The following is a 10,943-nucleotide window of genomic DNA, read 5'->3' as shown; positions in this document are numbered from 1 at the left end:
GCCGAACCCTCCGCCACCGCACCGACCCGTCGTCCCCCGCCTGACGCCACGCGATCCCTGCCCCGCGGGTGGCGGGCCACCGTGCCCACCGTCCGCGGGGCAGCGCCTCCACCGGTCCGCCCCGGACACCTGGCCCCGACACCGGGGACTCAGACCCGGAGCAGCTCCAGCGTCTGCCGCAGGTTGTGCTCGGCGATGCTCGCCATGAACGTCCGGTCGGGGAAGTCACCGTCGAGCAGCCGCAACGGGCCCGCCGTCAGCGAGAGCCGCTGTGCGAGCGTGTACAGGGCGAGCCGGTCCTCGTCGAGGCCGTCCACCGCCAGCGGCCGGTAGGCGTCGTGCAGGCGGATCCGCAGGAACACGTGCTCCCACTCGACGTCGAAGTACATCGATCCCTCGATGTCGATCGCCACGGGGTTGCCGGCCGCGTCCACCAGGATGTGGTCGGGCCCCAGTTCGCCGTGCACCGTGGCGTACTCCGCGCGTGGCCGCACCGCCGCTGCCAGGTCGAGCAGGCGCTCCTCCAGCCGGTCGCGGACGCCCGCGATCCGCGGATCGCGCGAGGCCGCCTCGCCGAGGTCCCGCAGCGCACGATCGAGAACCACCCCCTCGCACGAGGTCCCGTGCGACGTGCCACCCGCGTCGACCACGGCCACCTTGCCGTACGCGGGCGCCCGATACCCTCGCATGGCGTCCAGGGACTCCGCGAGCCGGGCCATGACCGGAGCCGCCGCATCCGGGTCGCGCGCGAGCAAGGCCTCCAGGTTCTCGCCGGGGAGGTCCTCGACGATCGCCAGCCCGGCCGGGCAGTGGGTGCCGTCGCGGTCGACGAGCCGGATCGCCGGGACGCGGACGCCGAGCGCGTCCAGCCGCGCGTGGGCGGCCTGGAACAGGTCGAGCCCGAGGCCGGGCGAGAAGGGGTCGGCGAGATCGTCGTCGCCCTCGGCCGCCGGCCAATGGTTCTCGGCCTCGTCCCAGAGGTAGGCGATCACCGTCGTCGCGTCGTCCATCACCAGGCGGTACACGCCCTTCTTGCTGCCGCCGGTGACCCGTTCGACCGCCTCCAGGCGTCTCCCGCCGCCCAGCGCGGCCCGCGCCGCCCCCGCCAGTTGCTCCCGCGTCACTGCCCTCGGTGCCACGTTCCGACCGCCTCTCCGCCGCCACGACCGCGCACGCTACGGGAGCGCAACGGTGGGGACGACCGGTTTCCGGTGGACGCCGGCGACCGGCCCCCTACGGAGGCGCGGGTGGCGTTTTGGCAGACTGGGGGTGTGACCACCTCGCCGTTCGCTCTCGTCGCCGACCCCCGGGACGACAAGCCCCAGTACGTGCTCCCCCTGGTCGTCCGGCTGGAGAAGACGGAGCCCCCCGCCCGCACCGACGCGCTGGAGACCTCGGCCCGTGCCGTGCTGACGGTGCTGGACGACCCCCGGGCGACCGGCGACGGGGAGTGGGCGCAGGCGATGGAGGACTGGCAGGACGCCCGGATCCGCAAGGTCGTCCGCCGCGCCCGGGGCGCCGAGTGGCGCAAGGCACAGACCCTGCCCGGCATCACGGTGACGGGCCGCCACGGCGCCGAGGTCCGCGTCTACCCGCCGGTCCCCCTGGACGGCTGGCCCAAGGAGCTCGCCAAGCTCCAGGTCTCGGGCACCGACCTGGACGATCCGGAGCCCCCGCCGCCCGCCGACCTCACCGCTCCGGTGCTCTGGCTCAACCCGCGGCTGGACATGTCCGCGGGCAAGACGATGGCCCAGACCGGCCACGCCGCCCAGCTGGCCTGGTGGGAGCTGGGTGACGCCGACCGCGCCGCCTGGCGGGACTCCGGCTTCGCCCTCTCCGTCCGCACCGCGTCCGCCGAGCGCTGGGCCGAGCTGCTCCGCTCCGGCCTGCCCGTGGTGCGCGACGCCGGTTTCACGGAGATCGCGCCCGGCTCGTGCACGGTGATCGCCGACCACCCCGCGCTCCGCCGGTCCTGACCGCGATGCCGCCCACCGCCCCCGGAGGGCGCTGACATGCCCTTCCGCCCGAGGCGCCCGGCCTCGCTCCGCGGCGCCCTGACCGCCGCCCTGCTGTGCGTCCCGCTCCTCGCGGCCACCGCCGGGTGCAGCACCGCGCACGACACCGGGCGGAACGCGGCGCCGGGGAAGGCGGCCGCTCCGCGGCCGGGCGTGGAGTTCGACTACCAGCTCGGCGGCGCCTCCACGCCGCCGGACACGGTGGGCGCCCTCGTCCGCGACCGCTCCGAGAAGCCCGTGCCGGGGCTCTACAACGTCTGCTACGTCAACGCCTTCCAGGCCCAGCCGGACGCCCTCAGCCGGTGGCGCAAGCATCACCCCGACCTGCTCCTGCGCGACCACGACGGCGCGTTGGTCGTCGACGAGGACTGGGACGAGGTCCTGCTCGACACCTCGACGCAGGAGAGGCGCCGGCGGCTGGCGGAGATCGTCGGGGAGTGGATCGACGGCTGCGCCGCGGCCGGGTACCAGGCCGTCGAGCCGGACAACCTCGACTCCTACGAGCGGTCGGACGGCCTCCTGACGGCGGCCGACAACCTGGCGTTCGCCGAACTCGTCGCGCAGCGCGCCCACTCGGCCGGTCTGGCGGTCGCCCAGAAGAACGCGGCCGACCTGGCCCCGAAGGCCCGCGCCCTCGGGTTCGACTTCGCCGTGGCCGAGGAGTGCGGCCAGTACGAGGAGTGCGGCGCCTACGCGGAGGCCTACGACGACCGGGTGTTCGTCGTGGAGTACCGGACCTCCGGCTTCGCCGCCGCCTGCGAGCGGTGGGGCGGGAAGTTGTCGGTGGTGCTGCGGGACCTGGACCTGGTGCCGGCCGGGGAGGACGGGTACCGCCGTCGCGTCTGCTGACGGCGCCGGTCGCCCCGGTCGCCGCCATACTGGGCGCATGAGCTCCTCCGGAATGCTCCAAGCGGTGCTGTACTGCCTGCAGTTCAGCCGGGAACTGAGCGACGAGGAGGTCGAACGCCTCAGCCGGACGGTTCTGGAACAGCCCTTCTACGACCTTCCCGTGGCGGAGCAGTACGCCGGGATCGAGGAGGCGCTCGCGTCGGACCTCGGCCGGACGGACCTGTCCTGGCAGCCGCACGACGAGCCGGCCGTCCGCGACTTCCTGCGCCGTCTGCTGGACCGTCTGGACGCGCTCCGGCCGTGGCGGGAACCGCCGTTCCGGAGCCTGGGGACGGACCGCTGGGAGGCGTTCACCCGCGGGACCCTGCTGGCCCGCGTGCGGCTGTCCTCCCCCGCGCAGGACGTGCTGCACGCGCGCCTGCGCACCGTTGCCGGGGACGCGCACGGACTTCGGGGACTGGTGCTGCGGCTGCGGTCCGGGGACGAGGTCGCCCTGGTGGCGCCGCCCCTGGCGGACGGCGACGAGGCGGTGCTGATGGCGGCGCCGCCGCACCGCGCGCCGCAGGAGATGGTCGAGGCGTTCCTGACCCACACCCGGTATCCCCGGGAGCGGCTGACGCCGGCGGTCCCACGGCGGTGGTGGCGCGGCCCCGGTAAGGCCCTTCCGCCCGGTGTACGGCCCACGCGCGGCTGAACACCCCAGCGCGGGGCCCCGCGCGCGGCCGCACCCCCTGCGGGGCCCGCGCGCGGCTGAACCTCCCCCGCACGGGCTCCGCGTCGCCGCACCCCCTGCGCGGGGCTCCGCGCCGCCGCACCCCCCGCGCGGGCTCCGCGTCGCCGCACCCCCCCGCGCGGGCTCCCGTGCGGCCGAACTCGCGCGCGAGGCCCGCGGTTAGCTCAAATCAAGCTCTGAATACGCGCCGACACCCTTCGCGGCACCCGCTCCGGGGCCAAGACTCCCTCGTACGGGGATGTACACGGTGACGGGGGGAGGGCGACGATGACGCACCTGGGGACGGGTATCGGCTGGCGGCCGGAGATCGCGGACGCCGTGGAGGCGATGCAGGGGGTCGACTGGGTCGAGGTGGTGGCGGAGAACATCTGCCCCGGCCACCTCCCCGCCTCGCTGACCCGGCTGCGCGAGCGGGGCGTGACGGTGGTGCCGCACGGCGTCTCGCTGGGCCTGGGCGGCGCCGAACGCCCGGACGCCGCACGGCTGGAGGCGCTCGCCGAGCGTGCCCGGCTGCTGGAGGCGCCGCTGGTGACCGAGCACATCGCCTTCGTCCGCGCGGGCGGCGCGCTGACCGCCTCCCCCGCGCTGGAGGCGGGGCACCTGCTGCCGGTGCCGCGCACCCGCGACGCGCTGGACGTGCTGTGCGAGAACGTGCGCATCGCCCAGGACGCGCTCCCGGTGCCGCTGGCGGTGGAGAACATCGCCGCGCTGCTGGCCTGGCCGGGCGAGGAGCTCACGGAGGGCCAGTTCCTGTACGAGCTGGCCGAGCGCACCGGCGTGCGGCTTCTGATCGACGTCGCCAACCTGTACACCAACCAGGTCAACCGGGGCGAGGAGGCGGCGAAGGCGCTGGCCGACCTGCCGGTGGAGGCGATCGCCTACGTCCACGTCGCGGGCGGCGTGCTCAAGGACGGGGTCTGGCACGACAGCCACGCGCACCCGGTGCCGGAGCCCGTGCTGGACATCCTGGCCGACCTGGCCTCGCGGGTCCGCCCGCCGGGCGTGCTGCTGGAGCGGGACGACGACTTCCCGCACCCGGGGGAGCTGGAGCGGGAGCTGGGGTCGATCAGGGCGGCGGTCGCCCGCGGCCGCGCCGCCACCGACGGGGACGCGGGCGCGGCGGCGGCAGGGGCAGCATCAGCCGCGGCGGCTCCGGGGGACGCGCGCCCGGTGGTGACCGCGGCGACCGACCGGGCCCGCCAGCGCGTCGGCGTGGCCCAGGCCTCGCTGCTCTCCGCGCTGGTGGCCGGCGGTCCCGTGCCGGAAGGGTTCGACCGGGCCCGGGTCCGGGTGCAGGCCAGGGCGCTGGCCGCCAAGCGGGCCGGGATCGTGGCCAAGGTCGCGCCCGAACTCCCCCGCATCCTCGGCGACTCCTACCGCCCGCTGTTCGTGGGCTACGCCCTCGGCCGGCCGCAGAGCGGCGGGTACCGCAAGGACGCGCTGGACTTCGCGGAGCACCTGCTGCTCTCCGGCCGCCCGGAGAGCGCCCGGCGCCGCAACCGGCTGCGCGCCTGGTGGCTCGAGCGGTCGGGTCCCGCGCCGCTGCCGCGCACGCCCGCGGCCCGGGTCGCCCGCGCCACCCGGCGGGTGCTGCTGGGCGGTTGATCGCAGAAGTGTGTCCATATGGTGAACGACCCATGGCGCGACCCCCCTGCGGTGACATAGGAACACCGCATGTTCTGGGTCTTTCTCCTGCTGGCGGCCTGGGTCCTCGTGGGAGCGGCCTGTGCCCGCCTGTGCCGTGCCGCGGTCGTCGCGGCGGCCGTCGAACGGCGCGGCGCCGACCGTGACTCGCTGACGCTCTACGAGGCGGCGTTCCTGGCGGGCGGACCGGGCCGGGTCGCCGACCTGGCCCTGGTGGCGATGGCCCGGGAACGCCGCCTGCTGCTGGCCCACACCGGCTGGGCGACGGTCGTCGACCCGCGGGGCCGCAACGCGGTGGAGGACGCGGTGCTGACCGCGATAGGGCCCGGCGGCCAGCGGCGCATACCCCTGGTGCGCACGGCCGCGGCAGCGGCCGAGGCGGTGCGCGACCTGGCGGACCGGCTGGTCACGGCGGGACTGGCCGTCCCGGAACGGGCGGGCACCGTCGCGGACGGGGTGCGGGGGGTGCGCCGTGCGGCGGCGACGGTGGCCGTCCTGGGCGCGGTGGCGGTGGTGCTGCCGGGCGAGGAGGGCGGCCCCACGGCGGGGCTCACGGCGGCCTGGTTCGCCGCGCCGCTCGCATTGGCGCTGGGCTGCCTGCTGACGGTCCGTATGGAGCTGTACCCCTACCCCCGGCGCGCCTCCCCCGCCGGTCGCCGGCTGATGCTGTCCCTGCGCCGCGGCCTGGACGGCCAGGACGGCGAGGCCCGCACGCTGACCGCCGTCGCGCTGCGCGGCCCGGGAGCGGTGGAGGAACCGGACCTGCGGGCCGCGTTCGCCGCGCGGGCGGAGGAGGACTAGGACCGGTCCGGCGGCGCGAGCACGCGACACCGTTCCGCGTCAGGCCCCGAAGTGGGAGTAGGGGCAGGTCTCCAGCTGGTCGCCCGGACGATCGCTCCACTTCCACCACAGGTGGCGGTCCGCGCACTGCCACACGCCCCGGCAGACGCGCTTCCCGTCGTCCTCCCGCCGCGCGAGGACCATCGCGGTACAGGTCATCGGCCCGCCGCAGGTCGGGCATACGGGTTCCGCACTGTGCGCTTCCACGGCTCGACGGTAGCGGCCCCGTCCGGACGCCCGCCCGGACAAGCCCCCTCGACGGCGGGGCGGCCACGTCCGAGGCCGTCGTGCGGGCCCCGGCGCGGCGTGCTTGCCCCCACGGGGTCGTGGGCGAAACATCCCTGGAGGAACCGTTTCGCCCGAAGGGACACCCTGTGCGCCGCATCCTCCTGTTCGTCGTCGTCTCGGCGCTGGCCTCGCTGGGTGCCGCCGTCGCTCCGCCCCCGCCGCCGGACTCCGCCCGCCCGCACGGCGGGGCAGCCTCCCCGGGCGCGGCGGACGCGGAACGCGGGGTGGCCGTGGCCGCCGCGCGGGCCGCGAAGGAGGGCATCCGCTGGGGCCGGTGCACCGGGCAGGACGCGATGCCGGGCAGGGCCCGGTGCGGAACGGTCACCGTGCCGCTGGACTACGCCCGTCCCGCGGGCCCCGCCGTCCGCCTCACCGTCAGCCGCACCCTCGCGACCGGTGGCGGCACCGGTTCGCGCCCCGTCCCCCGCCAGGGCGCCCTGGTGTTCCACCCCGGCGGGCCCGGCGTCTCCGGCATGTCCTTCCCCGCCGTCTCGCTGCTGCCCGAGTGGTGGGAGCTGGCCGAGGCGTACGACCTGGTCGGCTACGCCCCGCGCGGCGTGGGCCGGTCGGGGCCCCTGTACTGCGTCGATCCGGCGAAGGTCCCGGACGGTCCGCGCCGGGCGCCCTCGCACCCGTCCGCGAGGTTCAAGAAGGAGCGCCGTGCCGAGGCGGAGGTGTACGCCGGGTCCTGCGCGCGCCGCGCGGGTTCCGCGCTGCGCCACCACTCCTCGCTCGACAACGCCCGCGACCTGGAGGTCCTGCGGGCCGCGCTGGGCGAGCGCCGGCTGACCTTCCTGGGCGTCGCGTACGGCGGCTACCTCGGCGCCCTGTACGCCGACCTGTTCCCGCACCGGGTCCGCCGGATGGTCCTGGACTCCCCGGCCGACCCGGACCCGGCGCGCCTGGGGTACCGGGCCGGACTCGACCGGTCCGCGGCCCTGGAGACGCGCTGGGCGGACTTCCGCGCCTGGGTTGCGCGGCACGACGACGTCTACCGCCTCGGCTCCGACGCCGGGGCCGTGGGGCGCGCCTGCGACCGGGTGGCCGCCCGGCTGGCGAAGGAGCCGGCCGGCGGAACGGTCGGTCCGGGCCAGTTGCACCGGACGATGGTCACCGCGGCGCACTTCGACGACCTCTGGCCGCACCGCGCGCGGGCCCTGGCCGACTACGCCCGCGGCGACGCACGGCAGTTGCTGGCCCAGGCGGGCGCGCCCCCGGACGCCGGCGCCCGGGCCGCGCGGGCGGTCGCGGCGGAGAACACCAGGGCGGTGCGCACGGCGGTGGAGTGCAACGACGCGCCCTGGCCGGCCGACTGGAGGGTCTGGGACGCCGACGCCACCCGCCTGGCCCGTACCGCCCCCTTCGCGGCCTGGGACCACGTCTGGTCCCACCTGCCCTGCGCCTACTGGAAGGGGCCCGCAGGGCGCCCGCGGGACGTACGCACCGCCCCCGGCGAACTGCCACCGGTGCTGGTGCTGGCCGCGGAGCGGGACGCGGCGGCCCCGTACCGGGGTGCGCGGGAGTTGCGGGACCGATTGGCCGGAGCGGTCCTGGTGACCGAACGGAGCGCCGGCTCGCACGGCCTGGCGGGCGGCGGCAACCCCTGCGTCCAGGCCCGGCTGCTCCCCTACCTGCTGCACGGACGCCTCCCCGCCGGCGGCCTCGCCGACTGCGCACCGCATCCGGCGCCCCGGCCGCGCCCGTCCTACCCGCCGACGGACGCTCGGCCGGGGGCCTAGTACTGTCCTCGCACGCCGGCGGCGAAGGAGACGTGGTGCTGGGACTGCTGGGCTTCTACGACGAACTGGACAGGCAGCCAGGGCAACCGAACGGGTCCGTGCACGACGTGATCCGGGACACCGGCGAGCCGGACGAGGCGGAGCTGGTGGCCTATTTGGACGCCGGGCACGTTCTGATCGACGTCATGGAGGGTGGCCGCGACGTCGTCACAGGGAGGGCGCACCGCCGCTCCGCGGGGTGCTCGTCGCCGGTCACGGACGGAACCTGGCTCTGGCGACTGGACCTCCCCCACTACGTCGAGACGCACCACGTCACGCTCCCCGACCGTTTCCTGGAGCACGTGCGAGGCCTGCGGTACCGGATGCCGCCCCTCGTCACCGCGCGGTTCCGCCCTCTCTACGACGAGACCATGCCCGTCGTCGGCTGGGCCTCGGCGGTCCCGTGGCCGGTGACCACGGCCGTGGTCGAACCCGAAGCGCGGGAGGTCATGAGCAGGGGCGAGTGGGACGCGATGCAGCTGGCCCAGGCACGGAACCGGCCGCACGGCGCCTGGACCAGGCCGCGCAAGCCGAGAAGGGCCTGACGGGCGACGGCGCCGGCGGTCGGTGGGACCGCCGGCGCCGTCGGCCGGACCACTGCTGCCGGGCAGGCCTCAGGCCAGGCTCTCCACCAGCTCGGCCACGCTCTTGCGGCGGCCGGTGTAGAAGGGGATCTCCTCGCGGACGTGCAGCCGCGCCTTGGAGGCCCGCAGGTGGCGCATCAGGTCGACGATCCGGTGCAGGTCGTTGGCCTCGAAGGCGAGCAGCCACTCGTAGTCGCCCAGCGCGAACGAGGCGACCGTGTTGGCGCGGACGTCCGCGAAGCCGCGGGCCATCTTGCCGTGCTCGGCGAGCATCGCCCGGCGCTCCTCGTCGGGGAGCACGTACCACTCGTAGGAGCGGACGAAGGGGTAGACGCAGACGTAGTCGCGGGCCTCCTCGTCGGCGAGGAAGGCCGGGATGTGCGAGCGGTTGAACTCGGCCGGACGGTGCAGGGCCATGTTCGACCAGACCGGGTCGAGCGCGCGGCCCAGCCGGGTGCGGCGGAAGAGGTTGTAGGCCTCCTGCAGCTGGTCGGCGGTCTCGGCGTGCCACCAGATCATGACGTCGGCGTCGGCGCGCAGGCCGGAGAGGTCGTAGGTGCCGCGGACCGTGACGTCCTTGGCGGCGAGCTGGTCGAACAGCTCCTGGACCTCGTCGGCGTAGCCGGACCGGTCCTCGGGGAGCACGTCCTTCAGCTTGAAGACGGACCACAGCGTGTAGCGGATGACCTCGTTGAGGTCCTTCGCCTTCTTGCCGATGTTGGGGATCTTGGCGGGAGCTTCGTCACTCATGACCCTATTCTCACTCTCCGGTTCCGAGGCCGAGCACCGGGTCGGCGCTCAGTGCGTCGACGGCGGCGTAGGCGCTCGCGATGGTGGCGGGCACCCCGACACCGTCGTAGGCGGCGCCGCAGACGGCGAGGCCGGGGACGGCCGCGACGTGTTCCCGGATCCGGGCGACCCGGGTGTGGTGACCCACCGGATACTGTGGCAGGCCGTCGTCCCACCGGGTGACCGTGGTCGCGATCGGCTCGGCGGTCAGCCCGGTGGCCTCGTGCAGATCATGCCGTGAGACCTCGACGAGTTCCTGGTCCGAACGGCCCAGGACCGCGGTGTCCCGGTACCTGCCGACCGAGGTGCGCACGACCAGCACGCCGGGGTCCTCGTCGGCGATCCAGCCCCACTTGCGGGAGGCGAAGGTGGACGCCTTGATGGTCCGGCCGTCCACCGGGGGCACCAGGAAGCCGCTGCCCTCGGGCAGCTGGGCGTCGGCCTCGGCGCGGCGGAAGGCGAGGGTGATCAGCGCCATCGACGCGTACTCGACGCCGTCCAGCTCGACGGCGGCCCGGGGCGCGACCTCGCGCAGCACCGTGGCGGCGGCCGCCGCGGGGGCGGCGACCACGACCGCGTCGGCCCGCACCGGACGGTCCCCGGCGAGGGCGTGCCAGCCGTCGGCGTCCCGGCGCAGGCCGGTGACGGGGGCGTTCAGCAGGATCTCGCCGCCGCGCGAGCGCACCGCGTCGGCGACCGCGAGCGGGAGCCGGCCGACGCCGCCGGCGATCCCGGCGAAGACCGGTCCGGTGTTCGGATTGGCCGCGGTCTTCTCCTGGAGGGCGCGCACACCCTCGGTCAACGAGGTGTGGGTGCGGGCCACTTCGAACAGCTGGGGCACGGCGGCCCGCATCGAGATCTGGTAGGCGTCGCCAGCGTAGACCCCGCCGAGCAGCGGCTCGACCAGGCGGTCCACGACCTCGCGGCCCAGCCGCTCGGCCACGTACTGCCCGACGGCGACGTCCTCGCCGACCTCGGTGCGGGGCAGCTCGGCGTCCTGCCCGACGCGGCGCAGGCCCTCTTCGGAGAGCACCCCGGCCAGGGCGTCGGCGGTGCCGGGGACGCCCATCACGTGGCCCTTGGGCATCGGGCGCAGCGCGCCGCGGGTCCACAGGGCCGCGGTGGCGGTGGCCGGGGGCTGGAGATCGTCGGCGAGGCCGGTCTCCCGGGCAAGCTCCACGGCCTCGGGGCGGCGGGCGAGGAGCGACTCGGCGCCGAGGTCGACGCGGACGCCGGCGATCTCGCCCGGCAGCAGCTTGCCGCCGACGCGGTCCGAGGCCTCGGCCACGGTCACCGTGGCGCCGCGCCGCAGCAGTCGGTGGGCGGCGGCCAGGCCGGCGACACCGGCTCCGACCACGAGGACGTGCGGGGAACGGCCCAAGCCGTGGTGGGTACCGGTTGCCATGGGTCTACTCTCTCAAAC

Annotated in this window: 11 protein-coding genes; 7 read left to right on the top strand and 4 right to left on the bottom strand. The window is 75.7% G+C overall.

Annotated elements, in window-relative coordinates:
* Window positions 1-149 precede the first annotated feature (149 nt).
* Window positions 150-1,139: a phosphotransferase family protein gene (locus ACOV8S_RS04100; RefSeq protein WP_448316148.1), complete on the bottom strand. Its 990-nt coding sequence runs from the start codon at window positions 1,137-1,139 to the stop codon at window positions 150-152.
* 132 nt (window positions 1,140-1,271) lie between these two features.
* Here ACOV8S_RS04100 and ACOV8S_RS04095 point away from each other — a divergent pair, with 132 nt between their 5' ends.
* The 5 genes from ACOV8S_RS04095 to ACOV8S_RS04075 all read left to right on the top strand — a co-directional run bounded on the left by ACOV8S_RS04095 (window position 1,272) and on the right by ACOV8S_RS04075 (window position 6,042).
* Window positions 1,272-1,976, top strand: a complete 705-nt coding sequence (locus ACOV8S_RS04095; RefSeq protein WP_448316147.1) for an aminoacyl-tRNA hydrolase — start codon at window positions 1,272-1,274, stop codon at window positions 1,974-1,976.
* 36 nt (window positions 1,977-2,012) lie between these two features.
* A complete protein-coding gene (locus ACOV8S_RS04090) occupies window positions 2,013-2,864 on the top strand; it encodes an endo alpha-1,4 polygalactosaminidase (RefSeq protein WP_448316146.1) in 852 nt (283 codons plus the stop codon).
* 37 nt (window positions 2,865-2,901) lie between these two features.
* Window positions 2,902-3,558, top strand: a complete 657-nt coding sequence (locus tag ACOV8S_RS04085) for a hypothetical protein (RefSeq protein WP_448316145.1) — start codon at window positions 2,902-2,904, stop codon at window positions 3,556-3,558.
* Window positions 3,559-3,864: 306 nt separating this feature from the next.
* Window positions 3,865-5,202, top strand: a complete 1,338-nt coding sequence (locus tag ACOV8S_RS04080) for a DUF692 domain-containing protein (RefSeq protein WP_448316144.1) — start codon at window positions 3,865-3,867, stop codon at window positions 5,200-5,202.
* A gap of 69 nt (window positions 5,203-5,271) precedes the next feature.
* Window positions 5,272-6,042, top strand: a complete 771-nt coding sequence (locus ACOV8S_RS04075) for a TIGR04222 domain-containing membrane protein (protein WP_448316143.1) — start codon at window positions 5,272-5,274, stop codon at window positions 6,040-6,042.
* A 39-nt stretch (window positions 6,043-6,081) separates the two neighbouring features.
* Here ACOV8S_RS04075 and ACOV8S_RS04070 read toward each other — a convergent pair whose 3' ends face one another.
* A complete protein-coding gene (locus ACOV8S_RS04070; protein ID WP_448316142.1) occupies window positions 6,082-6,240 on the bottom strand; it encodes a hypothetical protein in 159 nt (52 codons plus the stop codon).
* A gap of 215 nt (window positions 6,241-6,455) precedes the next feature.
* Between ACOV8S_RS04070 and ACOV8S_RS04065 the strand changes: the two genes are divergently transcribed.
* Window positions 6,456-8,108 (top strand): alpha/beta hydrolase, encoded by a 1,653-nt coding sequence (locus ACOV8S_RS04065; RefSeq protein ID WP_448316141.1) that lies wholly within the window; start codon window positions 6,456-6,458, stop codon window positions 8,106-8,108.
* Between the two features lie 35 nt (window positions 8,109-8,143).
* The gene (locus ACOV8S_RS04060) at window positions 8,144-8,692 is read left to right on the top strand and encodes a hypothetical protein (protein WP_448316140.1); all 549 of its coding nucleotides are present in this window, start codon (window positions 8,144-8,146) and stop codon (window positions 8,690-8,692) included.
* Between the two features lie 69 nt (window positions 8,693-8,761).
* On the opposite strand, the gene hemQ is transcribed toward ACOV8S_RS04060, so the two are convergent.
* Both hemQ and hemG read right to left on the bottom strand, forming a co-directional pair.
* Window positions 8,762-9,481 carry a hydrogen peroxide-dependent heme synthase gene (gene hemQ, locus ACOV8S_RS04055; protein WP_448316139.1) on the bottom strand — a complete coding sequence of 240 codons (720 nt, stop codon included), beginning with the start codon at window positions 9,479-9,481 and terminating at the stop codon, window positions 8,762-8,764.
* A gap of 10 nt (window positions 9,482-9,491) precedes the next feature.
* A complete protein-coding gene (hemG, locus tag ACOV8S_RS04050) occupies window positions 9,492-10,925 on the bottom strand; it encodes a protoporphyrinogen oxidase (protein WP_448316138.1) in 1,434 nt (477 codons plus the stop codon).
* Between the last annotated feature and the right edge of the window lie 18 nt (window positions 10,926-10,943).

The sequence above is a fragment of the Streptomyces sp. CO7 genome, assembly GCF_053474865.1.
Note: the sequence above shows the minus strand (reverse complement) of the source record. Positions and strands in the feature narration are given on the sequence as shown.